This is a genomic window from Novosphingobium sp. AAP83 (assembly GCF_001295795.1).
GTDB lineage: Bacteria > Pseudomonadota > Alphaproteobacteria > Sphingomonadales > Sphingomonadaceae > Novosphingobium.
Map to the genome: position 1 here is coordinate 1 of NZ_LJHY01000024.1, position 25360 is coordinate 25360.

Annotated in this window: 23 protein-coding genes and 2 pseudogenes; 1 reads left to right on the plus strand and 24 read right to left on the minus strand. The window is 60.0% G+C overall.

Annotated features, from left to right (window positions below):
* A pseudogene (locus IP81_RS21685) lies at positions 1-192 on the plus strand (IS481 family transposase); the annotation flags it as partial.
* Positions 193-443: 251 nt separating this feature from the next.
* Here IP81_RS21685 and IP81_RS20485 read toward each other — a convergent pair.
* From IP81_RS20485 to IP81_RS14630, 24 genes and pseudogenes are all read right to left on the minus strand, one after another.
* Positions 444-626, minus strand: a pseudogene (locus tag IP81_RS20485) (IS630 family transposase); the annotation flags it as partial.
* Between the two features lie 20 nt (positions 627-646).
* The gene (locus tag IP81_RS14520; RefSeq protein WP_054108736.1) at positions 647-1048 is read right to left on the minus strand and encodes a RidA family protein; all 402 of its coding nucleotides are present in this window, start codon (positions 1046-1048) and stop codon (positions 647-649) included.
* The gene (locus IP81_RS14525; RefSeq protein WP_054108737.1) at positions 1048-2181 is read right to left on the minus strand and encodes a DSD1 family PLP-dependent enzyme; all 1134 of its coding nucleotides are present in this window, start codon (positions 2179-2181) and stop codon (positions 1048-1050) included. Before IP81_RS14525 ends, IP81_RS14520 begins: the two co-directional genes overlap by 1 nt.
* Positions 2182-2217: 36 nt before the next feature.
* A complete protein-coding gene (locus IP81_RS14530) occupies positions 2218-3645 on the minus strand; it encodes an aldehyde dehydrogenase family protein (RefSeq protein ID WP_082356187.1) in 1428 nt (475 codons plus the stop codon).
* Between the two features lie 150 nt (positions 3646-3795).
* Complete coding sequence (locus IP81_RS14535) at positions 3796-5118, minus strand: FAD-binding oxidoreductase (protein WP_054108738.1); 1323 nt, start codon at positions 5116-5118, stop codon at positions 3796-3798.
* Between the two features lie 165 nt (positions 5119-5283).
* Positions 5284-5619 (minus strand): hypothetical protein, encoded by a 336-nt coding sequence (locus IP81_RS14540; protein WP_054108739.1) that lies wholly within the window; start codon positions 5617-5619, stop codon positions 5284-5286.
* 267 nt (positions 5620-5886) lie between these two features.
* The gene (locus tag IP81_RS14545) at positions 5887-7035 is read right to left on the minus strand and encodes a M20 aminoacylase family protein (protein ID WP_054108740.1); all 1149 of its coding nucleotides are present in this window, start codon (positions 7033-7035) and stop codon (positions 5887-5889) included.
* Positions 7036-7050: 15 nt separating this feature from the next.
* Positions 7051-7548, minus strand: a complete 498-nt coding sequence (locus tag IP81_RS14550; protein WP_054108741.1) for an Lrp/AsnC family transcriptional regulator — start codon at positions 7546-7548, stop codon at positions 7051-7053.
* 17 nt (positions 7549-7565) lie between these two features.
* Positions 7566-8954, minus strand: a complete 1389-nt coding sequence (locus IP81_RS14555) for an aspartate aminotransferase family protein (protein WP_197274648.1) — start codon at positions 8952-8954, stop codon at positions 7566-7568.
* 185 nt (positions 8955-9139) lie between these two features.
* Positions 9140-10345 (minus strand): DUF1624 domain-containing protein, encoded by a 1206-nt coding sequence (locus IP81_RS14560; protein WP_082356188.1) that lies wholly within the window; start codon positions 10343-10345, stop codon positions 9140-9142.
* 175 nt (positions 10346-10520) lie between these two features.
* A complete protein-coding gene (locus IP81_RS14565; protein WP_054108743.1) occupies positions 10521-11132 on the minus strand; it encodes a hypothetical protein in 612 nt (203 codons plus the stop codon).
* A gap of 13 nt (positions 11133-11145) precedes the next feature.
* Complete coding sequence (locus IP81_RS14570; protein WP_054108744.1) at positions 11146-11871, minus strand: HupE/UreJ family protein; 726 nt, start codon at positions 11869-11871, stop codon at positions 11146-11148.
* Positions 11872-11878: 7 nt separating this feature from the next.
* A complete protein-coding gene (locus tag IP81_RS14575; protein ID WP_054108745.1) occupies positions 11879-12262 on the minus strand; it encodes a hypothetical protein in 384 nt (127 codons plus the stop codon).
* A gap of 24 nt (positions 12263-12286) precedes the next feature.
* Positions 12287-13039, minus strand: a complete 753-nt coding sequence (locus IP81_RS14580; protein WP_054108746.1) for a DUF4198 domain-containing protein — start codon at positions 13037-13039, stop codon at positions 12287-12289.
* A 210-nt stretch (positions 13040-13249) separates the two neighbouring features.
* Positions 13250-14329, minus strand: coding sequence for a tartrate dehydrogenase (locus IP81_RS14585; RefSeq protein WP_054108747.1), 1080 nt, complete (start codon positions 14327-14329; stop codon positions 13250-13252).
* A 43-nt stretch (positions 14330-14372) separates the two neighbouring features.
* Positions 14373-15827: an NAD-dependent succinate-semialdehyde dehydrogenase gene (locus IP81_RS14590; RefSeq protein WP_054108748.1), complete on the minus strand. Its 1455-nt coding sequence runs from the start codon at positions 15825-15827 to the stop codon at positions 14373-14375.
* Between the two features lie 3 nt (positions 15828-15830).
* The gene (locus tag IP81_RS14595; RefSeq protein ID WP_054108749.1) at positions 15831-16688 is read right to left on the minus strand and encodes a GCN5 family acetyltransferase; all 858 of its coding nucleotides are present in this window, start codon (positions 16686-16688) and stop codon (positions 15831-15833) included.
* A gap of 143 nt (positions 16689-16831) precedes the next feature.
* Entirely contained in the window at positions 16832-18157 is a 1326-nt protein-coding gene (locus IP81_RS14600) for an FAD-binding oxidoreductase (RefSeq protein ID WP_054108750.1), read from the minus strand.
* Positions 18158-18266: 109 nt separating this feature from the next.
* Positions 18267-19124: a GNAT family N-acetyltransferase gene (locus IP81_RS14605; protein ID WP_054108751.1), complete on the minus strand. Its 858-nt coding sequence runs from the start codon at positions 19122-19124 to the stop codon at positions 18267-18269.
* Positions 19125-19344: 220 nt separating this feature from the next.
* Entirely contained in the window at positions 19345-20055 is a 711-nt protein-coding gene (locus tag IP81_RS14610; protein WP_231626849.1) for a cupin domain-containing protein, read from the minus strand.
* Positions 20056-20139: 84 nt separating this feature from the next.
* Positions 20140-21951 carry an ABC transporter ATP-binding protein gene (locus IP81_RS14615; protein ID WP_054108752.1) on the minus strand — a complete coding sequence of 604 codons (1812 nt, stop codon included), beginning with the start codon at positions 21949-21951 and terminating at the stop codon, positions 20140-20142.
* Positions 21948-22775, minus strand: a complete 828-nt coding sequence (locus IP81_RS14620; protein WP_054108753.1) for an ABC transporter permease — start codon at positions 22773-22775, stop codon at positions 21948-21950. Before IP81_RS14620 ends, IP81_RS14615 begins: the two co-directional genes overlap by 4 nt.
* The gene (locus IP81_RS14625) at positions 22772-23752 is read right to left on the minus strand and encodes an ABC transporter permease (protein ID WP_054108754.1); all 981 of its coding nucleotides are present in this window, start codon (positions 23750-23752) and stop codon (positions 22772-22774) included. The genes IP81_RS14620 and IP81_RS14625 overlap by 4 nt, the downstream gene beginning before the upstream one ends.
* A complete protein-coding gene (locus tag IP81_RS14630) occupies positions 23749-25293 on the minus strand; it encodes an ABC transporter substrate-binding protein (RefSeq protein WP_369800752.1) in 1545 nt (514 codons plus the stop codon). The genes IP81_RS14625 and IP81_RS14630 overlap by 4 nt, the downstream gene beginning before the upstream one ends.
* Between the last annotated feature and the right edge of the window lie 67 nt (positions 25294-25360).

A 25360-nucleotide genomic window follows, 5' to 3' on the forward strand; every position in this document is an offset into this window, starting at 1 on the left:
GAGACCCACCACCAACTGCGCGAGTACCTCGCCAACTTTATCGCAGCCTACAACTTCGCCAAGCGGCTCAAGACCCTCAAAGCCCTCACGCCCTAAGAATACATCTGCAGATGCTGGACAAAAGAACCCCACCGGTTCACATCAAACACGCACCATCAATCTCCGCGACCAGACATGCAAGCGACCTGGTAGCATGCGAGGGTCAGTTCGAGACCATCCGTCAAAGCCTGTGCGACACGATCTCCAGGAAAACGTCCTCAGCCATCCGCAAACACTACGTGCTACTCGAAAGTCGGCATAATGGCGGTGGTTTTGAACATGCCTACGCCTGACACATCCACGGTGGAACGAGACCAAGCTGCATGATGAACTGCGTGACTGGTCACGGGCATACGTGACCTATCACGCGACTGAGGGGCAAGCACGGAAAAGTCGGTTTCCGATCATGCTGGATCGTGGCCGCGCGAGCTGAAGTAGTTGGCACATTCGTCGTGCCTGAAGATGTCGACGTGCATTCCGATGAAGTTCCACAGGCCAGCGACGGTTCGTTCACCTGCCTTGCGGAGAATGGCCTTGATCACGACGTCGCCGGGCCGAAGCTCCGGTATGAGCACGATGCGCTTATAATCAATTACGAACGCAACCATCAATCATTCGCAAGGACGGCAATCGCGTCAATTTCGATCAAATAGCCATAATGCAATTCCGGGACCGGGACTACGGTGCGTGCGGGCCGAACATCGGGCAGCATTTCGGCATAGACTGCGTTGAAGCGTGGCCAGTTCTCTACACCGACGATGTATGCGGTCACCCGGGCCAGTCGCTCGGGCGTAGCACCGGCAGCGGTCAGGATCGCCAGCATGTTGCCGATCGCTTGCCGGGCCTGCGCTTCAAATCCGTCATCAGGCAACGGCGCGCCGTCTGGCCGGATCGGCAACTGACCCGAGATGAACACTTGGCCGCCGGCGGTCATCGCTTGGGAATAATGCCCGGCCGGGCGCGGTGCGTCGTCGGTCAGAACGGGTGTCAGGGTAACATTGTTGGTCATTACCAGCCTCCAAACCGTGGCCAGGCGGCCTCAACCTCTGTGCTCAGGCTCCGCACGACATGATAAGCCGAATGCTGCGCCCCAGTGGAGCAGGCATGGTTCGGCAATATCCGCACTCGGTCGCCAATCGCGAGATCGGGCAGTGTGCCATTGCTACCAGGGCGAACGGTTATGATGCCGTGTTCCTGATTGGCATCACCAAGGATCAGGTCGGGATAGGGCGTGCCGTGGATGTCGCAAACCACCCCATAGCCTTGGCTCACCGCCTGCTTCGATGTGCCGCGATCCTGCGACATCGCCATCCAGCCCGCGTCAATCAGGATCCAGCCTTTTTCGTGCTGATGGCCGATTACCGTCGCCAGAACCGAAAGCGCGATATCGTCGATCTGGCAGATACCGACGCCTGCCATGACAAGGTCGAAAAACACGAACACACCTGCGCGCACTTCGGTGACGCCGGTAAGATCGGTCGCATTATGCGCGGTGGGAGTGGAGCCGATGCTGACGACCGGACACGGCAAACCTGCCCCCCGCAGAATGGTCGCCGCATCGACGACGCTGCGGCGTTCTTCCTCAGCGCATTGCTGCAGGGCTTCGGTCCCACGCGCGGTGTAGCTTCCGCCCGCATGGGTCAGCACACCGCGCAGTTCCCCGCCTTGCTGAAGCGCTTGCCCAATGGCGACAAGCTGCGCCGCATCGGTGGGCAGCACGCCGGCGCGGTGGCCGTCGCAGTCGATCTCGATCATGGCCGGAATAGCAGTGCCAGCTTCGCGTGAGGCAGCGGCGACTGCTTCGGCTTGTTCAACGGTATCGAGCAGGACCACAAGATCAACGCCTTGACTGCGCAGCGCGAGAACGTGCGGCAGTTTTGCCGGAGCAATGCCCACCGCATAAATCAGATCACGCACACCCGACACTGCAAACCGTTCGGCTTCCTTGAGCGTCGAAACGGTTGCTGGCCCTTGCGGTGAATCCATCACCCTGCGCGCGACTTCAACCGACTTGCCTGTCTTCAGGTGCGGACGCAGACCGACGCCCAGGTCAGCAAGCCGCCCTCGCAGCCGCGCAACGTTGCGCTCCATGCGATCGGCATCGAGCACAAGACACGGCGTATCAAGTTCGTCCAAAGTCATTAAGTGTCCCTTATCAAATCAGCTTGCCTCCAAGCCTCAGTAGCCAACGATGGCCTTGGTCTCGAGAAATTCTTCCAATCCATGGACGCCATATTCGCGCCCATTGCCGGATTGCTTGTAGCCGCCAAACGCGGCGTGTCCGCTCCATGCAGGATAATTGATATGGACCTGCCCCGAACGAATCCGCCCGGCCACACGGCGTGCGCGTTCCCGATCGGCTGACTGAAGGTGCGCGCCAAGGCCGTAAATCGTGCTGTTTGCGATGGCGATCGCGTCTTCCTCATCCCGGTAAGGCATGATCGCCAACACCGGGCCGAATATCTCTTCCTGCGCGATCCGCATGTCCGGCGTCACGCTGGAGAAGATCGTCGGCTGAGCAAATAATCCGTGATTGATACCCGGTGGCGGGCCTAACCCGCCGCAGATCAGCCGGGCGCCTTCGTCAATTCCTACGGCGATCATCTGCTGGACGCGCGCATATTGCGCGGCGTTGGCTATCGGTCCCATGACGGTCGCTTCAGAACGCGGATCGCCAAGCGTGATCGTCGCCGCCGCGGCAATCGCGAGGGCTTCCACTTCTGCCAGGCGATCAGCGGGCACGAGCATCCGGGTTGGCGCGCTGCATGATTGGCCCACGTTACGCATTCCTGCCAATATGCCCTTGGCCACGCCGCCTACAAAATCGGCGTCATCAAGAAACAGATTAGGCGACTTACCTCCAAGTTCTTGCACAACGCGCTTTACAGTAACGGCGGCCGCCTGCGCCACGAGAACACCGGCGCGGGTCGAGCCGGTGATCGAGATCATGTCGATGTCGCGATGGGCCGCAATGGCCGCACCGACCACCTCACCTGTACCGCCCACCATGTTGTAAACACCGGCAGGCACGCCAGCATCATGCATCACTTGCGCAAACAGCAGCGCGCTATAGGGCGAAAGCTCGCTGGGCTTCAGCACGATTGTGCATCCCGCTGCCAAGGCTGGGGCCACTTTCGCAGTGAGCTGATAAAGCGGCCAATTCCAAGGTGTTATCAGACCGCAAACGCCAATCGGTTCTTTCATGGTGGCGACGTCGCCATCGCGCTTGAAGAAAGCGTACTTCTGCAGCACTTCCATCTGCACACGGACATGGGCAATGGCGAACGGCACTTGCGATGCGCGCGCAAAACTGATGGCCACACCCATTTCGGTGACCATCGCCTGCGCGAAGAGTTCGGCACGCTCTTCCAGCAGTGCCGCAATCCGGCCGAGCAGGGCAACGCGCTCTTCGACAGAACTGGCTGAAAAGCTGGAAAATGCGCGCCTTGCTGCGGCCACAGCCATATCCACATCGGCAGCGGAACCTGCCGAAACATATCCGGTCACGTCCTCGGAGAAAGGATCGTAGACCGCAATCTGGGGCGCATTGCTGCGATCTTGCCACTGGCCATCGATATAAAATCGAGCGTTGTTATTCTCTGCCATTGCCAGCCTCTCAGCATTCCGACCATCAATTAAGCGCAAAGGACAAGGCAGATGCATCTGAATTTTACCTCGCAGGCGTTGATGCTGCCGTAGCCCCGGATCAGAAATCAGATTGTGCCATCACACCGCTCTTTCGACGCAAACCCGACATCAGATTGCAGCGATCTGCAGTTTGGAGCCATCGACCAGCCGCGACAGGCGAAACGGCGTCGGATCAACACATGGTGCATCGTTGCGGAGCAGTTGGGCCGCCAGATACCCGATGCCGGGCCCCATGCCGAACCCATGGCCCGAGCAGCCCGCAGCCAAAACCAGGCCTTCGACCTGATCCACTTTCGAGATGACCGGAACCGCATCGGGCGAGCAATCAACCAGCGAGCCCCACATGCTGGCAACCTCGACATTCGCCAATTGCGGAAACGCCGCCCGAACGTTTTCCAGTATCTTGCTGACCAGCCACTGCTGCGGTGCCGGATCAAGTATACGGTTCTGTTCGAAGATCCGGTCGTTGTTGGTCAACAGCGCGGGCAACGATTCCGGTCCGGACGCAAATGAGCGGCCAACCGCGAACCTGACGTTCTTGAGGCGGCGCGCGAACTGCGGCAGGAATTCCCGGGCATAGCGCAGTCCTTGCGGGGTAATGTCGATCGTGGCCTTGCCGCTGATCGCAAGCGTGTAGCTGCCGTCAAGGCGGCGGGTCATCGCAAAATCGGGCGAATAAAGACAGGAACCCAGATCGAAGGTGGGCTTAGTGCGGATGGCTGTCTGGCGCACTCCGGCTTGCGGGAAACTGATGCCGTGTGGGCGAAGGAAGCGCGAGGCCCAGGCGCCAGCGCCGCAGAGCACGGCATCTGCCTTTATCAGACCCTGTTCGGTATGCACGCCGACTATCCGGCCATTGGAAATGTCCAAGCTGCGCGCGGCGCATTCCTGATGGATCGTGGCACCAAGCGCCTGCGCGCCGGCCGCAAGAGCAGGTGCTGCAAGCGAAGGCTCGGCCTTGCCATCGCCAACCGAATGCACGCCGCCGATCCATGTCCGCCCTGCTTGGGGAATGTACTGAGCGATCTCAGCGCCGGTCAGCATCCGGGTCGGAACACCGGCTTCCCTGCCGACCGGGCTCCACGCTTCCCATTGGGCGAGAGCCTCCGGTTTGTCAGTCGCGTAGAACTGGCCGCAACGGCGAAAGCCGAGATCCCGCCCGATATCGGAGGCCAGGCTGTCCCATAAGTTCATCGCAACAGACGAGAGCGGCAATTCACGCAGATCGCGGTTCTGCTGGCGGCACCATCCCCAATTCCGGCTGGACTGCTCGCAACCGATATAGCCCTTTTCGACCAGGGCCACCGAAACGCCCTGCTTCGCCAGAAAATATGCTGCCGATGACCCTACTATGCCGCCGCCCACGATGACGACGTCGACAGCGCTTGGCAGACGTTCATTGCTTGCGATCCGCTCAACCTCAGGTGACATGAGAAACCTTGCTCCAAACAGCCACAGCCAAATCTGACCAGAACATGATGACACCAATCATTCGAAAGAATGTGTCGAAGCTAGCGCAGTTTTGGTTGATTCTGGCGTTACCAGCCAAACTGGGGAACCGTTGACGCCAATCTAATGGCAAATTGTGAGCCTGCCTCAGCTTGGTTCGAGAGCGATTATCCAGTCGATGAGCGAGCAGAGATCCTGCGCGATGGCTGCCGATATGGGACAGATCAGAGCATAGTCCGTTCCATCGGCATCAAAGCCGCACGATGCTTCAAGACGCGTTTCGTTTAACGCGATGGCTTTCGGCGAAAGCGCAACGCCCGGCCTTCCCAACGCTGGCTCGACCATCAGGAAGTGATGATCGATAAGCGCGAGGGTACGCGGACGAGGCGCATCCCGGCGCTGGTCGAGCCAGGCCGCCCACGCATGCGGGCGTATGCGCGAGCCAAGCGCGACATAATCACCAACTGCGAAGCGGGGCCGCATCGACGTAAGCCAGCGGATCGCCAGCGAAGGCGCACGACAGGACAATCGGTGCGCGACTGGATGCCCCCTGATCTCGCGCAGCGCATTTTCGATTTCCTGCAGGGCACGGCTGCTGGCACCCGCCAGCTTTGCCCGTGAGGAGTGATGCGGATGCCCCGCCCCGCTGGCACGATCAGCGCGAATCCCAAGGCGCTGGCAAGCTTTGCCACGCGCCGGCTAACCGGCACCCTAGCGTTTCAGGCCCTGATCCAGACGGTGTGCGCAGCGCTAACCCAGCCAGTGCCTCGCCAGCGCGACGTGCAGGCGGATGCCGGTTTCTATCACGCTGTCGTTGAAATCATACCGGGGGTTATGCAGCGGCGAGGGATGGTCCGGCGTCCCCTGCCCCAACCAGATGTAGGCGCCGGGGCGCTTTTGGAGCATGAACGAGAAGTCTTCCGATGTCGGTGCAGGTTCGGGCGCAAGTTCGGCGGTTGCGACTGTAGCGGCGACTTCCAGTGCGTCGGCGGCGGCCTGCGGATCGTTGATCGTGGCAGGATAATAGCGATCGTAGACAAGTGCCCCCTGCACTTCGAACGACGCTTCGATACCCTTGATCATCGCGCGGATGCGATCTTCTATACGGTCCTGCACGGCAGGATCGAACGTACGGACCGTACCGCCGACCATGACCTCTGCCGGGATCACATTGTGCGCGTGGCCGCCGTGAATCTCGGTCACCGACACAACTGCTGCGGCATAAGGCGGCACGTCACGGGCAACGATGGTGTTGAGTTGCTGCACCAGTGATGCGGCGGCAAGGATTGCGTCGGGGCTGTCCTGCGGGATAGCTGCGTGGCCGCCCTTGCCGGTGAGCGTGATGCGGAACTTGTCTGCCGCCCCCATGATCGCACCCGGGCGCGTGCTGATCGTACCCGCTGGAAGGCCCAGCCAGTTGTGCAAGGCATAGACCCGGTCGCAAGGGAAACGGTCGAACAACCCTTCCTCGATCATCACGCGCGCACCACCTTGCCCTTCTTCGGCGGGCTGGAAGATGAAGTTCACGGTCCCTGCAAAGTCCGGGTCGGCGGCCAGCACACGCGCGGCGCCCAGCAACATGGCGACATGGCCATCGTGGCCGCAGCCGTGGAATGTGCCGGGAGTCCTGCTGGCCCATGGTAGGTTGGTTGCTTCGTGGATCGGCAGCGCGTCCATGTCGGCACGCAGACCCACGCTGCCGACGCCTTCGCGCTTGCCCTTGAGAACGCCAACGAGGCCGGTGGTGCCGATGCCTTCATGCACGTCGATGCCAAGCTTGCGCAGTTCATCGGCGATACGCGCGGCGGTGCGGTGTTCACGGAAACCGAGTTCAGGGTGGGCGTGAATATCACGGCGCAGGGCAAAAAGCTCTGGCAGGATGTCGGCAATCTCGGTCATGTCTATTGCGAGGCCTTAACCCTTGGTTTGCCCGAATAGGTTCTGAATCGGGAAGTGATGCTTGATGAATGGCGATTTTATCACGACGTAGCTGAAGTACTTTTCAATGCCGTAATCACTTTCGAGCATGCTTTCGATGATCGACTGGTAATGTGAAACGCCGCGTGCAACGAACTTTAGGAGGTAGTCATAGCCGCCCGAGACGACGTGGCATTCGACGATTTCATCAATCTTGACGATGCGGCTTTCGAAGCGACTGAAATCGCCCTGCCGGTGTTCACTCAACGTCACTTCGGTGAAGACCGTGAGTATCTCACCCAGCTTGTTAAAGTTGATGTGCGCGCCGTAGCCGCTGATATACCCTGCCTTTTCAAGCCGCTTGACCCGCGTGAGGCACGGGCTCGGTGACAGGCCGACCGCGTCCGCAAGCTCTACGTTGGTAATCCGCCCCTCCTGCTGGAGTTTGGCGAGAATCTTCAGGTCAATCCTGTCGAGCTTGGGTCCGGGCAGCATGACTTCGACCTCCCCGTTCAGACAACCAGCTCACGAATGTCGGGCTGTTCGAGCAACTTGTCGAGCGAACTTTCGACGCGTTCGAAGATCATATCCATCTCATCAAGCGTACAACACAGTGCAGGCGCAAAGCCGAGCACTGCATTGGCAAAGCAGCGCACGATCACGCCGTTAGCGTAGGTCAGCTTGGCCAGGCGCCCGCCAATGTCGAGCGATGACTCGAAGATTGCCTTGCTCGCTTTGTCCGGCGTGAGTTCAATTGCGCCGAGCATCCCGCGATAGCGCACGTCGCCAACCAGCGGATGCTCCCGGATACGCTCCATGTGCTGCGCGAAGCGTTCGCCGGTCTTGACGCCGTTCTCCAGCAAACCGCCTTCGCGGTAAAGACGCAGGACTTCGAGTGCGACGGCGGCAGCGACGGGGTGGCCCGAATACGTCTGACCATGCCCGATGGGCAGCGCGGCAGGCGCGGCATCGGCGATGGTCTGATAGACGTGATCAGCCATGAACATTGCGCCCATCGGGATATACCCGGCGGTCAGTCCCTTTGCTGTCGTCATGAAATCAGGCGAAACGTCTTCGTCGAGGCAGGCAAACAATGGCCCGGTGCGACCAAAGCCGGTGATGACTTCGTCCACCAGCATCAGGATGCCGAGCCGAGTGCAGGCCTCGCGCAACGCCTTCAGCCAGCCGCGAGGAGGAACGATCACCCCGCCCGACCCTTGGATAGGCTCGCAACAAAAGGCAGCTACGTTGTCCGCGCCCAGTTCCGCAACCTTGGCTTCAAGTGCGGCGACTGTCGAGGCGATCACCGCCGCGTCGTCGTGACCCTGAGGATGGCGGTATTGGTAAGGGGACGCAATGTGATGCTGCCAAGGACGCGGCAGATCGAAATTGCGGTGGAAGTTGCCCAGCGCAGTCAGGCCCGCCCCAAGGCTGCTGGAGCCGTGGTAGCCCCATTCAAGCGCGATGAAGTGCTTCTTGTCGGGCTTTCCGCGCGCGTTCCAGTAATGGACGATGTAGCGGATGGCGCTGTCGACCGCGTCCGACCCACCCTGCGTGAAGAACACGTGGTCGAGGCCGTCGGGCGCAGCGGCGGTCAGTTCGCCGGCAAGGCGAATGGCCGGCTCGCTGGCGAAATGAAAATAGCCCGTCGCGTAAGGCAGTTTGCGCATTTGCTCGGCAGCGACTTCCGCGATGGAATCCTGCCCGTACCCCACGTTGACACACCACAGCCCGGCGAAGGCATCGAGCAAGCGGTTGCCATCTGCGTCGGTCAGCCACATGCCCTTGCCCGATTCGAGAACGAGGGCACCGTGCTGTTCATGCCCGCGGAACGAGGTGACCGAATGGATCAGGTGATCACGGTCGATATCGATCAGGGAACGGTTGGTTGGGCTGGTCATCTTGTATCCGTCCATTGGGTAACAATGGAGCGAGCGTAAGCCCGCTGCAAGAGCGGGTTTGCCCGAATCCAACGAGAAATGGGCCAATCGGGCCTTTTCGTTACAGAGGGCGCGGCATAAAATGCCGCGCCCTCCATTACTGCTATAGTCTGAGGAAGTCGCCCGCAGCAAAAACGGGCGAGCCTTCAGAAGTACCTCAACCAGGTCAGGTCCTTGCGGCGACGCTTGAGACGCGCGTACCAGACTGTAGGCAGGTAAAGCGGTACGATCATTGCTACGAACCAGAGCAGAATCCAGTTGTAGTTGTCGAACATGTAGGCATTGCCGTTGTTAGGGCCCCAGATCGCCAGCGCGCTGTGATAGAGGATGCGCAAGACAGTCAGGTGCAACAGATAGAAGAACATCGGCGCACCACCGAAGATTGCCAGCGCAGCGACAAGGCGCGAGGCGTTGATCCGCTCAAACAGCACGAGCAACAACGCTCCTCCGCCCAGGGTTGGCAACAGGAACAGCAGGGACGGCGGATACTTGGTCAGCGAGATGAAGCTGATGACGGTACGGACCGGATCGCCCTCGACCACGAACCACGGCTTGTCACCATAGACGTTCAGCAGGCGCAACGCGATGAATGCACCGATCATGCCGAAGCCGAGCAGAAGCAAATTCCGCTGCCGAACCTCTGGCAACACTTCTCCGCGGAACCATGCGCCAACGCCGAACCCGAGGGAAATCACTCCGATCCACGGCAGGATCGGATAAGTCGTCTTGGCGACGAGGCCGAACGGCAAAGCGAAGACATCGCGCTGGTGCAGCATGGCCCACAACGGAAACAGCGCATTTTCAGCAGTCAGGCGGATCGGATCAAGCAGATTGTGGAAACAGACAAGCACGAGGCCCAGCGTGATAAGCGCAGCGCGTGGCAGACGCATGAGCGCTGCCAAGATGATCATGCAGATACCGATGGCCCAAATGACCTGCAGCCATAACGTGGGCTGCGGCACGATCCCCCAATAGAGCGGAGAGAGATAGACGAGTTCGATCGCCATCAACAAGAAACCACGTTTCAGCAGGTAGGAAGTGGTCTCCTCGACTGTGTGGTTTACGCTGAACAGGTAAACGCCAAGACCGGTGAGCGCGACGAAGATCGGCGCGCAAAAGCTTACGGCAAAGCGCGCAAAACCGATTGCCGGAAGGATCGTGACGGCATTGATCGGGTCGGTCACTGGGTAATTGACGAACCACGTCTCACGCAGATGATCAAGCAGCATCAGCACCATCACAAAGCCGCGAAGAGCATCGATGTTCGCCAGTCTGACGCTTGCGACAGCTCCCGTCCTGGGAGGTGCGAGGCCGCCGATCGCTCCGGGTGGCGCTGTTATGCTGCTAGCCATGATACTGCCTGTTACCTCTTTGAGTTACAAGTCACGATGTTGAACGCAATTCAAGGCCAACGCATCTCAAGATCAAGGCCAAACTGATAGATTGTATCAAAGATCATCGCGCTGATGGCCGAATGTGCCGCCCGGCCTTATCTCCGGATTTTGCAGCCCAACAGCACGACGTTGTTCACCCCTGTGGCAGGAACAGGTCCTTGTAAAAGCCGGTCGTTCGAACCGTGACGGTCACGGGCGTCTCGCCCTTGTTGCGGAAATACCAGCCATGGGTGCCATCAAAGGGCGCGGTGAAGTTGCCTTTACCGCCTGTCATCACCTTCTCCTCCCAATAACTGGTGAATTCGCCCTCGGCAGCGTTGAGCTTCTCGCCGTGCATGTCGGCCTTGACCGGCCCGCCCTGGCTGGACCAATCGAAGACATAACTGTCACCGGCTTTCATGTGGGCCTTCACTTCCTGACCGCTGTGCGGGGCAAGCGTCAGCGTCATCTCGTCATTGCGCAAATCGCCGTTGCGCACGATCGTTGTTTTGTTGGGCATAGCCATGCTGGCTAATGCTGCGTTCTGCGAAGTAGCGGGCAGGGCAACTTCCGCCTTGCGCACGCCCATGCCGTCGATACCAGTCAACCTGCCAACCCCAGTGGGGTCGATGCCATATTCTGCCGGCAGGACGCACAGGACGACGATGGCCGCAGCCGCAAGGAGCGCGCCGCCGGTCGCTTTGCCAAGCGTTCCGGGCGAAACTTGAATCCAGCCTGCCGGATTGGCAACGTTGGTCTGGGTCATGGTGCTTACCTTGTCAGGCTTGAGTAAAATAGCCGGCGAGCTGATAGCTAACGAGGACGAAGCCTGCGCACATCAGCGCAGCGTTGGCGGTGATGGCGCTGCGCCGGAAACTGCTGGTCGAGCGCCACAGGTTCATCGCGATGAGGATCGCGCCAAGGGCTGTAAACTGACCCAATTCCACGCCGATATTGAAGCTGATCAGGTTGGGCAACAGCCCGTCCTGCGACAGCGTCAGATCCTGCAGCTTGGTAGCAAGGCCGAAACCATGGAAAAATCCGAAGATCAGCACCGCCGCCTTGGGGTTGGGAGCGCGACCGAACAGCGTGCGAAATCCGTCGAGATTGTCGAACGCCTTGTAAACCACCGAAAGTCCGATGATCGCATCGACGATGTACGGATTTGCGCGGACATCGAGCAGGACGCCCAGCAGCAAAGTGGTGCTGTGGCCGATGGCAAACAGCGTCACGTAAGTGCCGACGTCTTTCAACCGGTAAAGAAAGAAGATGACCCCGACCAGGAACAGCAAGTGATCATATCCCGTGACCATGTGTTTGGCGCCAAGATACATGTAGGGGCCGATTGCCATCCCCGATGCGCCTTCGATAAAGGCGCGGTCGTCCTCACCTACCCCATGGGCATGAATAACCGACTTGAGTGCAATCAGGATGAACAGTGCGAGAGCCCACCTAGCCCATCGCAGCACTCCTTTCGGAAGCAGGGGGGCTGAGGCGTGGGCCATCAGTGGATCACTTCATCATGAAGGAAGTAAGGGTCTTCGCGCCGGTGCCCTTGTTGGACAAGGCAACCACCACCTTCGCGCCGGCTGGAACTTTCAGACCGGGTGCTGTCATCTTGTTGCCAGCCATCGCGACCAGAGGAGTTTCCTTCTTTGCGCCGCCGGCAGTCACGATCAGCTTGCCGGTGAAGCCGATAGCTGCAAGCGGCTCGTCTTCCTCGGTGATGTAGATATCGACGTTCTTGCGCGCGCGAACAAGTTCGATCACAGTCTCGCCCGTCATAGTTACGAGACCGCCATGCAGTGGCTTCATCGATCCATGTGCGCTGGCGGCAAGCGGCAGCGCTACGATTGACATGCCAACAATTGCGGCAGTGATGCGTTTCATATTCATTTCAGCTTCTCCGGTCCGGGTCACTTATTCCGGCAAGTGAGGCAACACGAACGTGAGCGAAGAACGGTATTCCATCTGCTTGTACTTCGCGGGATTGTCGGACTTGCCGACGTAGATGCCAACAAGGACGTTCAAGCCCTGATTGCGGACCGGCAAAGTGACATAACCATCGGTGTCGGTCTTAAGCGGCTTCTGGTCCGGGTCGTTGACGTAATCCTGCAGGATATCGACACCAGCCATCGGCTTGCCTTCATAAAAGGCACGAATCTTGATCGGCGCGCCCATCGCCACCGGCAAGGCATCGCCGACCGGCAGAAGCTGCAACTTGTGGCTTGGGATCAGCGGAATGGGCTTGCTTGGCATCTGATTGATGTGGACCGCATACTTGAAGTTATGCTCGCTGACAGTGGCATCCTTGATCTCGTCCGCACCCTTGTTGTGCCAGGTGCCCGCAGCGTCCTTGGACCATATTCCGTAGTCCATGGTCGCTGCGACAACCGCCAGAGGCTCGTCGCTGTCGACCACGGGGATTGCGCCAGCCACGCGCAACGTCGCCGTTACCGGAAGGCTATCTGCATCTAAGCCCGTGACCGACGTGATAAGCGGCACCCGCTTTACCGCATCCAGATCGTCCGCACCTACGCCGTAAACAAGCGCCAGTTGCTTGGCACGCTGGGCGAACCAGATTGCGTGGGCTTCAGCGGTCGACGCGGCAAATGCAGTCGCGACGGTCACCGCCGCGATTGATGCGGAAATATAAGGGAAAATCCTGCGCATGGCTGCGGCCTCCGGATTGATCGGCCGGAGCGTTCCGGCATCACAAGACTATGACTCGTGAGCGGCATTTTCGCTCGAATGACCGGCTTTACCGATATGATCATCCGGATAGCACTGAATTCACGGCAGAACCGGTTACGATGCCAGTCTGCGCGGAACCCGCTGGGATCGCGAGAGCCACCCGCCCTTGCCTCGATCCTCCGCTATCGATCAGCCCAATGCCTCGGTGATGGCCTTGCCGCAGGCCTCGGTGCTAGCGGCGCCCTTTAGGTCGCGGGTGCGAGCACTCGGGGTCGCAAGTACCTGCTCGACCGCGCGCATGATCGCCGCCGCCGCTTCTTTTTCGCCAAGATGTTCGAGCATCATCGCTGCCGACCAGATCTGGCCGACAGGATTGGCGATGTTTTGTCCGGCAATATCGGGTGCAGACCCATGGACCGGTTCGAACAGTGAAGGATGCGTGCCCTCGGGGTTGATGTTAGCCGATGGGGCAACGCCGATCGTACCTGTGCAAGCCGGGCCAAGATCCGACAGAATATCGCCGAACAGGTTGGAACCCACAACGACATCGAAGCGATCCGGATTGAGCACAAATTGCGCGGTCAGGATGTCGATGTGGTACTTGTCATGACGGACATCGGGGTATTGCGCGCCCATGGCTTCCACGCGCTGGTCCCAATATGGCATGGTGATGGCTATGCCATTTGACTTGGTCGCGCTAGTGAGGTGCCTGCGTGGGCGCTTTTGGGCCAGATCGAAGGCATAGCGCAGCACGCGATCCACACCGATGCGGGTCATCACCGTTTCCTGAATGACGATTTCGCGCTCGGTGCCGGGGAACATGATCCCGCCCACAGCAGAATATTCGCCCTCGGTGTTTTCGCGCACCACCCAGAAGTCGATATCACCAGGCTCGCGCCCCGCCAGCGGGCATGGCACCCCGGGCATCAGTCGGACCGGGCGCAGGTTAACGTACTGGTCATACTCGCGGCGGAACTGTAGGAGCGAGCCCCACAACGAGATGTGATCGGGCACGATATCGGGCCAGCCCACCGCGCCGAAGAAGATCGCATCGGGGTGGCCAATCTCTTCTTTCCAGTTGTCCGGCATCATCTTGCCATGCCGCGCATAGTAATCGCAGTTGGCAAAATCATGCCACTTCTGCTCGATCTCGAAGCCGTACAGTGCGGCAGCTTTTTCCAGCACGCGCATACCTTCGGGCATGACTTCCTTGCCGATGCCATCACCGGGGATAACCGCGACGGTATGCTTGCGGGTATTGCTGCTCATATGGTCCCCCCAGAGGAAGCTTGGAAAGTTCAAAACGTCAGATTCATAGCTTAAGGCCACCGATGTGGAACGTCTTGGTTTCAAGGTATTCCTCAATGCCGAGCGTGCCGCCTTCTCGCCCCAGGCCAGACTGCTTGATCCCGCCGAACGGAGCCACATCCATCGCGATGCTGCCGGTGTTGAGCGCGACCATGCCGGCTTCGAGTGCTTCGGCCACGCGGAAGGCGCGATCGAGGCCGGAGGTGTAAAAATAGCTGGCAAGCCCGTAATCGGTGTCATTGGCCAGCGTGATCGCCTCGTCCTCGGTTTCAAACCGGAAAAGCGGGGCAATGGGTCCGAAGGTCTCTTCCACGGCAAGCCGCATATCCGCATTGGCCTCGCCGATGACGAGCGGACGCGCAAAATTGCCACCCTCGCGGCCAGTGCCGGAGAACAGCACCTTGCCGCCCTTGGACAGCGCGTCCTCGACATGCGCCGATACCTTGTCGATCGCGGCGCGATTGATGAGAGGCCCGGTGGTCGTCCCCGAATCCATGCCATCCCCGACATTCAATGCCGAGACTGCTGCGCCGAGACGGGAGGCAAATTCGTCATAGATTGGCGCGTGAACAAGAATGCGATTGGCACACACACAGGTCTGTCCGGCGTTGCGGAACTTGCTGGCCATCGTCGCCTTGACCGCAAGGTCGAGGTCCGCGTCGTCGAACACGATCAGCGGCGCATTGCCGCCCAATTCGAGCGACAACCGCTTGATCGTGTCCGCGCTCTGCCGCATCAGCAGCGCGCCGACGCGGGTCGAGCCGGTGAACGAGAGCTTGCGTATCAACGGGCTGCTGGTGATGGCTGCACCGATCTCGGTCGGCATGCCAGTCAGCAGATTGATCGTGCCTTTGGGAAACCCTGCGCGAACGGCCAGTTCGATCAACGCAAGCGCGGTGAACGGCGTCAGGTCAGAAGGCTTGATAACAACCGGGCAACCCGCAGCAAGCGCAGGCGCGCACTTGCGAGTGATCATCGCTGCGGGAAAATTCCATGGCGTGATCGCTGCGGCTACGCCGACCGGCTCGGTCATCACGATGATCCGCCGGTCACGTTCGGGCGAGGGAATGTTTCGGCCGCCGACACGGCGCGCTTCTTCGGCAAACCACTTGATGAAGCTAGCTGCATAGCGGATCTCACCTTGCGCTTCGGGAAAGGGCTTACCTTGTTCGGCGGTCATGATCCGGGCGAGATCGTCTACATTGGCGTGCACCAGCGCATGCCATGTGTCCAACAGCGCGGCCCGCTCGCCCGCTGTCCGGCGGCGCCAATCGGGCCATGATTTGTGCGCAGCAGCAATTGCCGCTTCGGTTTCGGCAGTGCCGCATTCTGGCACGGTGCCGATGATTTCACCGGTAGCAGGATTGGTAACGTCGAGGCCAGGAAGCCCGCTTACGATCCATTCGCCGTCAACGAAGGCAGCTTGCCGCAACAGGGTAGGGTCATTGAGCGTGATCATGTTTCAACCTAAAGCTTGTGCGGCAAGACCAAAGAGGGCGACATGATCGCCGGGAATGGGTGCTTGGCCACGCACCATCCGTGTGACGCGGTCCACTTCCGGCAGGCCGACCTCATTCAACCAAGGGCCAAGCCCGGTGGCTTCGGGCACGTCGATGCGGCAGAAACTGCCTGCCTGCGTGCCGAGCCAGTGCGCGATCAGGGCCTTTGCGCCCGTGGCATCCGGTGCCACGACCGGACCAATCACCCAACCACGCCCGAACCGCCGCATGACAGCAAAGCCGGTTTGCTGGTGCTCATGACACAAAACAACCGTGCTGCCCTCAGCGGTCAGGGCTTCAAGCAGGACCTTGCGATCCATGCCGGTAGCCGAAGAATAGAGCGCATCGAGCGCTTGGGCATCCGCAGCGCCCATCGGCCGCACGCGCTCGCCCTGCCGTAGTTCGACAAGCGGTTGAACCGGGGCGAGTGCATGATGCTGGCACACCGTGCCAATTTCAACGAAACCGAACTCGGCATAGAGTGATCGGCTTTCATCAGGGGCATTGAGCATGATGGTTACCCCATCCAGCCGCTCGATCGTCGCACCGGCTAACCGGCGGCGAATGCCCAGATCCTTGTGCGCAACCGCCACTATGCCGATACCAAGCGTCGCGAACGCCTCACCGAAGCGCCAGAACATCATCGTACCGGCAATCTTGCCATCAAACTCGGCCACCAGCCCGCTCCCGATCGACAGGAACATGTGCAGATCCGCCTCGCGGTGGGGCCATAGCTGTTCAAAGCAAAGGTCCGCGACAGCGTGGATGTCGTCAGCCGTCATGTCTCGCAGCACGATCTGCGTTGCGTCCTGAAGGTGCATCCGTTGTTCCCGCGCTCGAGGCGTTGTTTAGCGGGCAACGCCCGCCCTAATCATTTCCGTATTACGCGGCAATCTTCAAAACAAGGTGCCGGTTTTTCAAACCTTTTAGAACAATATCGCGAAAACTCGCTATGACTTGAGGCTCAGAATTCCGAAACGTCGATCTCAGCACCACTGTCAAAGCGCGAAAGACGATAGGGACGCGGATCGACGATCGGCTCATGTCCCGACGCGATATCGGCAACAAGATGAGCAGCGCCGGGGCCGATGCCGAAACCATGACCGCTGAAGCCTGCCGCAAGGATCAGGCCCGGAACGGCAGGTATCTCGCCAATCACGGGCACCCCATCTGGCGTACTGTCTACAAAGCCGGCCCAACTGCCAACCACCGGCGCCGTCGCAATATCAGGGATCAACCTCGAGACGAGTTTCACGGTAAGACGTATGGTCTTGGTGTCGGCGACGGGATCGAGGATACGGCGCGCCTCCATCGGCGTTGGCCGGTCAAGCCGCCAGTTCGACAACGACTCATGCCCGGCACGCAAGCCCTGTAGCCCGCCGGGCGACACTTTGCTCCAGCGCTGCTTGAACATCGGGATGAACTGCTTTTGAAAGCGCAAGAACTGTAGGGTAGGGTCGATCTTGGCCCGACCGCTGTACGCCAAGGTATGGCACCCGTCTCCACGCCGCGTGATCGCTAGGGAATCGCCGTAAAACGCGTCTGGCAGGCTCAGCCTCCCGGTGCCGACAGCCAGAATCGATTGGCGAACTGTGGCCTGCGGAAACCGCACCCCCAACTGGCGCATGAACGATGAGGCCCAAGCACCGCCTGCGTGGATCACGAGCTTTGTGCGGATCGTTCCGCGCTCTGTTACCACCCCGCTCACCGCGCCGCCGGTCGTCTCAATCCCGCGGGCTGCGCAAGACTGGTGGACGGTGCTGCCCAGCGCCATCAAAGCGCGCGCCACGGCTGGCACCGCAAGTCCCGGATCGGCAATGCCGTCCATCTGGGAATGGACCCCGCCCTTCCACACCTTGCCGGTAAACTTCCCGTGATCGGTGGCTTCCTGGCTATTGAGCATACGCGTTTTCACGCCGATCGATCGGGCATATTCGCCCCAGCGCGCCCAGGTATCGATTTCGGACTGATCATTGCTGACGTAGAACAGGCCACAACGGCGGAAGCCAGTTTCTTCGCCACTTTCAAGCCCGAATTGCTCCCACAGGTCCAGCGCCTTGGTCGCCAGCGGCAACTCGCGCTCGTCGCGGTTTTGCTGACGGCACCAACCCCAATTTCGGCTCGATTGCTCGCCGCCGACCACGCCCTTTTCAAGCAGAGCTACCTTCAGCCCACGCTGGGCCAGATAATAGGCAGTGAAGCTTCCAATGATCCCGCCACCAATGATGACAGCATCGGCTTCCACCGGCAGGTCAGGCGTGGAATTGATGAATCTCAGAGGCGCGGGCATGGTGAATGTCTCCGGTGGAAGCTGACGTCATGCGGAGCCAAGGGTGCCTTGATCCCAGACCGGGCAGCAAAGCCCCGCGTCCGACGAGTTCGAGTAAGTGGCCCTTCCATCAGCCGAGCGACTGGTTGGACAAGGCGAACAGGACAGCGCCCGGCAGCGGCTCCGGAGGCTTGCCCAGCGACATCGAGATCACCTGGTCCGTCTGAGGGAGACCAATTTCGGCGAGCCACGGCGAGAGCCCGCTTTCGCCAGTAACGTCGATCCGGACAAAACCGCCCTCATAGGCGGACGCAAGCGTAGCAATGATCGCACGCGCGTCTGCCTGATCACGCGCAATGACTGGACCGATCACCACTCCACGCCCCCACCGGCGCACGCAGCCATAGCCGGTAACGTCTCCGTCACGCTCGACCACGACCGTGTCGGCCACGCCGAACAGGGCGTTCAACAAATTCTTTCGGTCCATGCCCGAAGCGCGCTGGTCAAGGTTGTGCAAGGCGTGCGCATCGTCCGGGCAAACTGGGCGCACACGCACTGTCCGATCGATGGCTGGAACTTTGGCGAGCACGGCCTGATGTTGCGACATCACGCCGTAGGGCTCAAAACCAAGGCGGGTATAAAGCGGCCTTCCTTCCTGCGTCGAGTTGAGGATCATGCGCCGTCCGGCGGCAGCGGCCAGCATCGCCGCCATAAGCCGGCCGCCGATGCCCTGCCTTTGCGCATCGGTTGAAACGATGATCATTCCTGCCGAGGCAAAGTCTTTGCCATAGGGCCACCACAGCGCCGTTCCGACGAGCTTGTCGCCTGCTTCCACCCCAAAGCCGTGCCCCAGATCGAGCGCAAACTTCCAGTCTTCGGCGCGATAGGGCCAGTTGATGACTTGCGATAGTGCGAGCGCCTGTTCGAGATGAGCAGATGTCAGCGAGATCACGCCCTCGCTGGCAGCTTGCGCCTGTGAAACGGACATTGCCCCTTTACTCCTCACATCCATTACCAAGCTATCGTCGAATGTAGCAAGCCGAGGGCTTGTGACGCGCTAGTTCGCCAGCCATGGCCCCATCATAGAAGTTTATGCGGAGTTCGGATGGCAATTTCTTCCGAATGCCCGCCAGACACATGGCAGTCGTGCGGCACTTGTCTCTCGATGCGATAGATTCTGCCGGACCAGTATGGCCGCAAAATATCCGTCAGGTAAGGGGCCGCTGCGTAGCGAAAACCTTCTTGACGTATTCCTCGCTGAGCCACTCGCAGCCATCGCCACGAATGAACATGCACACGTCTCCGGTCGAGAAGGTGACGCTGTCCTTCTGGTCGCTGAAGGTAACCTTGCCGGCCATCAGCAGCATCAGTTCGACTTGCCGGTAGGGGATCTGGCGCCGGTGATAGGGCGTGGAATCCCACGTTCCACAGCAGAATTCCTTATTGGCTGAAACGTAATCGGAAAAGCCACGGCACGTCGGCACTTCGCCAAGCAGGTTTTCCAGCGCTGGCGGATTCGAAGGATTGAGCTGCGCGTTCTTGTCAATCATCAGCGGCACCGTGGTGTTGCCCGGCCGATGTGTCGGGGCTGCATAGACAACTGCCAGCATATCATCCGAAGCGCGCCAGATGAAGGTCGTGCCAAACGGGATCGAGGCGCTGTCATCAGGGCCGAGTACAAGCACGCCATGATCGCTTTCGATCTCGAGCTTGCCTGCAAGGACCAGAACGAACTCGTCGGTCGGCAGGGATGCAACCCGCCCCTCTCCACGCAGGGCGAACGAGGCCACTTCTGCCGCTTCGTCAGCGAATGCCGGACACGCCCGACCGGCAAACCAATCGCCAGCCGCTGCCGTATCGGCCGCATAAGCACGCATATCGACGACGGCCGAAACCTTCTGCTGCAGAGCCACGCTCACAGTGCCAACTGCGTTTCGGTAGTGGGGAGTGCATTATGTAGTGTCATTGAAAGCCCTTCGTCGTGGAATCGTCGCCAATTGGATCTAGCTACCAGTAAGTTCGGACTCGGTCCTGTGACAAAGCACCGTATTGCCCGCCGTCATCGCGCGATGTGGTGGCGGTGTGACATCGCACCTGCCTGCAACCGCGACCGGGCAGCGCGGCACAAAGCGGCACAAAGCGGCACTTTCGTGCATATGCGCGAACCGGGCGCTGGCCTGCGGTCCCACGCTGGAGAGCCAGTCCGTCCTGAGTTCAGGCACAGAAGAAATAAGCAGGTCGGTATAAGGGTGAAATGGCGGTGCGGCATAACTGTCCCGCAGCCCACTTTCCACCCGCGTACCTTTGTAAAGCACCACGATCTCATCGCAGAGCGCCTTCACTGTCGCGATGTCGTGGCTGATAAACAGGTAAGCCACGCCAAGATCGCGGCGCAGTTCGGCCAAAAGTTCAAGAATGGCCTCACGCACTACGGTGTCGAGCGCCGAGGTTACTTCATCGCAGAGGATCACATCCGGATTGGCGGCAAGCGCCCTTGCCAGATTCACGCGCTGTTTCTGTCCGCCCGACAGCTCGTCGCATCTGCGATCTGCAATCCCTGCAGGAAGGCGGATCAGGTCGAGCAATTCTGCGATCCGCTGCCTGGCCTGGTGGCTGCTCGACCCGTGATAGAAGCGCAATACCCGACCCAGAATTTCGCCGACGCTGTGTGCCGGGTTGAGCGCAATATCCGCATTCTGGAACACGATCTGGATGCGGCGCAGTTGCTCGCGCGTGCGTCGGTTCAGCGAGGCCGCGAGTGGCTCTCCGTCCAGCGACACGGTCCCTGCAGTTGGCGCAAGCAGGCCCGCCACCACGCGCGCAACGGTCGACTTGCCCGATCCCGATTCGCCGATCACCCCGACAGCCGCACCCCTGCCGATATGCAGGCTCACGTCGGTCAGGACAGGATGCGCCGCACAGCCATTACGATCTATTGCGCCATAGCCTGCATGAATGCCCTCGATCGAAAGCAACGGCGCGGCGCCCACAGCAGTCGGCGCAACAGTCGGAACGGCAGCCTTGATCACAGGCTGCGCTGCCGCCAGCAATGTCTGGGTGTAATCGTCCGACGGTGTTTCGAGCACGGCCTTCACGGAATTCTGTTCACGAACCTTGCCGCGATTGAGGACAAGGATCTGGTCCGCCATCTGCGCAACGACAGCCAGATCGTGCGACACATAGACGCCCGTTGCGCCCTGCTCGCGCACAACCTTGCGAAATGCCTGCAGCACCTCAACTTGCGTGGTCACGTCTAGTGCGGTGGTCGGCTCATCGAAGATTACAAGGTCGGGTCGGGTGATCAATGCCATCGCCGCCATCAGGCGCTGCAACTGTCCGCCCGAAAGTTCGTGCGGGTAACGGCTACCGATCGTTTCAGGGTTGGGCAACGCCAACGCTTCGAACAACGCCATGGAGTGTTTGCGCGCTTCTGCCGCCGATGCGGTACCATGGATCAGCGCTGGTTCGATCACCTGTTCGATGACTCTGCGCGATGGATTGAACGCCGCCGCTGCGCTTTGCGCCACATAAGTGATGCGGTTGCCGCGCTGGGCCGCAAGGGTTGCTTGCCCCGCCCCGCCAAACGAGGCCTTGCCCACCGTGATTGCGCCGCTGATCTTCGCGCCACTGCGGGCATAGCCCAACAGCGACAGCGCGATCGTGGTCTTGCCCGATCCGGATTCACCGATCAGCGCCATGACTTCGCCACGCTGGATCGTGAACGAAACGTCGTCAACGATACGCAAGGGTGAGCCATCGGGCGCGCGGACGGTGACGCTAAGATTGCGGACAGCAACATGCGGTGCCGGGTTCATCGCGCCTTCCCCTGCGTTGCTGCATCGATCAGCAGGTTCACGCCCACCGTCAGACTGGCGATCGCTACAGCCGGTGCAATGATCGCCAACGCGCCTTCGGCAAGCCCGGACGTGTTCTCGCGGACCAATGAACCCAGATCGGCGTCCGGCGGCTGGAGACCAAGGCCAAGAAAGCTCAGGCCCGACAGCAGCAGCACGATGAACACGAAACGCAGACCGATATCAGCACACAACGGCCGTATCATGTTCGGCAAAACTTCAACTAACGCAAGATGCAGCCGCCCCTCACCCCGCGCGCGCGCCACTTCCACGTAATCGAGCCGCGCCAAGCCGACAGCTAGCGAACGCGCGATACGGAAGTTACCGGGCACGTAAGTGATCGCGATGATAACGGTGAGCAGTATCAGCGAAGAGCCGAACGCTGCGACAAGCACCAGTGCAAATATCTTGCTCGGGATCGAGATCAGCGTGTCCATCGCACGCGACAGCAGTTCGTCGACCCAATGCGGTCCGACTGCCGCCATCAACGCAAACCCGGTGCCAATGCTCGCAGCAATGGCGACAGCGACTGCCGAAAGTCCGACGGTGAAGCGCGCGCCCGAAAGCAGGCGACTGAGCACGTCGCGACCGAGGTAGTCGCTCCCCAGCCAAAACTCGCTGCTGGATTCTGAAAAGACTTCCTGATTGGAGAAGGACCCGGGTGGATACGGGGCAATGAATGGCCCAATGGCAGCGATAACGATCCAGAAAATCACGAGCACGAGGCCGATTTTTCCCGATAACGGCAGCCGTGCAACGGCGCGGAAGAGGCGGGTACTGCTCATCCCTGCCGCAGTCTCGGATTGGCCAGGATCGCTACGGTATCGGCGATCAGCACCAGAAACAGGTACGTCGCGCAAAACAGCATAGCGCAGGCCTGCAACAGAGGCATGTCGCGCGAGGTGACGGCATTGACCATAAGGCTGGCAAGCCCGGGATAGCTGAAGATCGTCTCCACGATGATCGCGCCTCCAAACAGGTAGGACAGGCTGAGCGCCATGGCATTCACAATCGGGCCGACCGCATTGGGCAGAACATGGCGGAAGATCAGCCTGGGCTGCGACACGCCCTTAAGAACAGCCATCTCGACATAGGGCCGATCAAGTTCGGCGATGATTGCGGCCCGGATCATCCGGCCGAGTTGTGCGATAACGCCAACGCCCAGCACCATGACCGGCATCGCGTATGCGCGCAGAAATTCGACGAGGGTAGGGTCTTGTGGGACGATCGTAATCGAAGGCAGCCAGAGCAGCTTTACCGAGAAAACCAGCACCGCAATCGTGGCGACGAGGAACTCTGGCAAGGCAACCATTGCCAAAGTCATGATGTTCAGCGCCCGGTCAGCTGCATGCCCCCGTGTCACAGCCGACCAAATCCCGACAAGAAACGCAATCGGGACTGCAAAAAGTGTGGTCAGTCCAGCGAGAACCAGAGTGTTCGGCAGCCGCTCCGATATTATGTCGGCTACGGGCATGTTCGCTACGAGAGATTTGCCGGGGTCACCAATTACAATGCCGCGCAGCCACCCGAAGTAGCGCACCAGCGCGGGGCGATCGAGGCCCATTTCGCTCCGCAGTGCTGCGATCTGTTCAGGCGTAGCGCCTTGACCCAGGAGTTCCTGTGCGGCGTCACCGGGCAAAAGGCCACTGATCGTAAAGATGACGGCTGATACGAGCCCGAGCGTGACAAATGCCAGCCCGATCCTTTTTGCAACGAGTTGCAACGGACCGCGCCAGCGTGAAGCGGGAGAGGCAGCACTCATGCGTCCCACCAGACGTGTTCGCCAAAGGTGTAGCCCATGAAGCCCCCGAGCGGGATTGGAAAAAGTCCGCGCAGACGGCGATCATACCCGTCGAGCAAGCTGATGAACACCGGTACGCCAACCCCGCCCTGGTTGTGAACCAGCCATTGCATGTCGCCGTAGATCGCTTTGCGGCGAGCAGGATCGGTGGCTTGGCGCGCTTCGATCAGCATTTTGTCGAATTGCGGATTGTTCCATCCTGATTCATTCGACGTGGCCTTGGATTCAAAGAACAGGCTGAACATCATGTCCGCAGTGGGCCGCGGGTTGACGTTGCCGAAAGTCAGCGGATGCTTCATCCAGTGGGTCGACCAGTAGCCGTCGCTTGGCACGCGATTGACCGCAAATTTGAGCCCGATCTGCGCCGCATGCTCCTGCAGGACCGACCCCATATCGACGGAACCGTTTGCCGCCGGAGAGACATAGACCGGCAATCGCGTGCCCAGCAACCCGGCGCGCCTGAGAAGGAACTTGGCGCGATCGGGATCGAAATGGCGCTGGGGAATGTCGGGATTGAAATGAGGGTCGAGCGGAGAGATCGGCTGATCGTTGCCGATAGTAGCAAAGCCGCGAAACAGAGCGCGCTTGATCAGTTCGCGGTCCATCAGATACTTCATCGCCAACACGAAATCCGGGTTTCCGGTCACTGGATGGTCGCGGCGCATAACGAAGTCGGTGAACAGGCCCGACTTGGTTTCCATAATCGCGTGCCCGGACGAAGCACGAACCCGCTTTACAGACCCTGGACTGACCGCGTTGACCATCTGGACGTCGCCCGAAAGCAGCGCGTTGACGCGGGACAGTTCGTCGGGGATGGCGATGACCTCGATCTCGTCGAGGTAGGGCTTACCCGGCTTCCAGTAATTTGGATTGCGCCGAACGACGGTGCGAATACCCGGCGAGAACGAGCGCAGGATATATGGCCCCGTACCATTCGCGACGCTGAAATCACGGCGTCCATTTTCAACGATCAGGAATTGCGGAGATGCAAGAATGACCGGAAGATCGGGGTTTGGCCCGGTCAGCTTCAGCTCAAGTTCCAATTTGCCGGTGGCACGCGCGGTCTTGAACTGTTCGGCAATCGCCTTGACTTTCGATCCCACGGCAGGATCGAGATGGCGCATCAGCGAATAGACCACATCGTCAGCGCCCAGAGTCTTGCCGTTGTGGAAGTGGACGCCGGAACGCAACTTGATTGTCCAGAGGATATTGTCCCGGGTTTCCATCGACACCGCAAGGCCCGGCTGGCCTCGCACTTTGGAATCGTACTGGGTCAATCCGCTGTAAAGCAGATAGTGCCGCAGATAATCGGTCGACAGATTACCCTTTGCCGGGTCAAGCGTATCGGCGGTGGACGAAGCCACGCTTGCCACGCGGATGCGTCCACCAATGCGGGGCTGGCCGATCAGCCTGTTAGCAGGCGCCAGCGCCAGGCCCGATGCCAACCCGCCCAGCAAACCACGGCGTGACAGGGCGGAGGAAACTACGTCGACCATTGCCATATCCCCTTTCCTTGCGTGCTATTCCCTGCGGTATTTGACCGGCATTGAACGAATTGTAACATCACTT

What these genes read in the sequence shown, in the direction of transcription:
- IP81_RS14585 (WP_054108747.1), bottom strand. Translation starts at nt 14,329, where the DNA reads ATGAGCAGCAATACCCGCAAGCATACCGTCGCGGTTATCCCCGGTGAT.
- IP81_RS14550 (WP_054108741.1), bottom strand. Translation starts at nt 7,548, where the DNA reads ATGCTGCCCGGACCCAAGCTCGACAGGATTGACCTGAAGATTCTCGCC.
- IP81_RS14570 (WP_054108744.1), bottom strand. Translation starts at nt 11,871, where the DNA reads ATGGCCCACGCCTCAGCCCCCCTGCTTCCGAAAGGAGTGCTGCGATGG.
- IP81_RS14535 (WP_054108738.1), bottom strand. Translation starts at nt 5,118, where the DNA reads ATGTCACCTGAGGTTGAGCGGATCGCAAGCAATGAACGTCTGCCAAGC.
- IP81_RS14590 (WP_054108748.1), bottom strand. Translation starts at nt 15,827, where the DNA reads ATGATCACGCTCAATGACCCTACCCTGTTGCGGCAAGCTGCCTTCGTT.
- IP81_RS14520 (WP_054108736.1), bottom strand. Translation starts at nt 1,048, where the DNA reads ATGACCAACAATGTTACCCTGACACCCGTTCTGACCGACGACGCACCG.
- IP81_RS14565 (WP_054108743.1), bottom strand. Translation starts at nt 11,132, where the DNA reads ATGACCCAGACCAACGTTGCCAATCCGGCAGGCTGGATTCAAGTTTCG.
- IP81_RS14540 (WP_054108739.1), bottom strand. Translation starts at nt 5,619, where the DNA reads ATGCGGCCCCGCTTCGCAGTTGGTGATTATGTCGCGCTTGGCTCGCGC.
- IP81_RS14615 (WP_054108752.1), bottom strand. Translation starts at nt 21,951, where the DNA reads ATGAACCCGGCACCGCATGTTGCTGTCCGCAATCTTAGCGTCACCGTC.
- IP81_RS14625 (WP_054108754.1), bottom strand. Translation starts at nt 23,752, where the DNA reads ATGAGTGCTGCCTCTCCCGCTTCACGCTGGCGCGGTCCGTTGCAACTC.
- IP81_RS14580 (WP_054108746.1), bottom strand. Translation starts at nt 13,039, where the DNA reads ATGCGCAGGATTTTCCCTTATATTTCCGCATCAATCGCGGCGGTGACC.
- IP81_RS14630 (WP_369800752.1), bottom strand. Translation starts at nt 25,293, where the DNA reads ATGGCAATGGTCGACGTAGTTTCCTCCGCCCTGTCACGCCGTGGTTTG.
- IP81_RS14600 (WP_054108750.1), bottom strand. Translation starts at nt 18,157, where the DNA reads ATGCCCGCGCCTCTGAGATTCATCAATTCCACGCCTGACCTGCCGGTG.
- IP81_RS14530 (WP_082356187.1), bottom strand. Translation starts at nt 3,645, where the DNA reads ATGGCAGAGAATAACAACGCTCGATTTTATATCGATGGCCAGTGGCAA.
- IP81_RS14605 (WP_054108751.1), bottom strand. Translation starts at nt 19,124, where the DNA reads ATGTCCGTTTCACAGGCGCAAGCTGCCAGCGAGGGCGTGATCTCGCTG.
- IP81_RS14575 (WP_054108745.1), bottom strand. Translation starts at nt 12,262, where the DNA reads ATGAATATGAAACGCATCACTGCCGCAATTGTTGGCATGTCAATCGTA.
- IP81_RS14560 (WP_082356188.1), bottom strand. Translation starts at nt 10,345, where the DNA reads ATGGCTAGCAGCATAACAGCGCCACCCGGAGCGATCGGCGGCCTCGCA.
- IP81_RS14525 (WP_054108737.1), bottom strand. Translation starts at nt 2,181, where the DNA reads ATGACTTTGGACGAACTTGATACGCCGTGTCTTGTGCTCGATGCCGAT.
- IP81_RS14595 (WP_054108749.1), bottom strand. Translation starts at nt 16,688, where the DNA reads ATGCACCTTCAGGACGCAACGCAGATCGTGCTGCGAGACATGACGGCT.
- IP81_RS14620 (WP_054108753.1), bottom strand. Translation starts at nt 22,775, where the DNA reads ATGAGCAGTACCCGCCTCTTCCGCGCCGTTGCACGGCTGCCGTTATCG.
- IP81_RS14555 (WP_197274648.1), bottom strand. Translation starts at nt 8,954, where the DNA reads ATGACCAGCCCAACCAACCGTTCCCTGATCGATATCGACCGTGATCAC.
- IP81_RS14545 (WP_054108740.1), bottom strand. Translation starts at nt 7,035, where the DNA reads ATGACCGAGATTGCCGACATCCTGCCAGAGCTTTTTGCCCTGCGCCGT.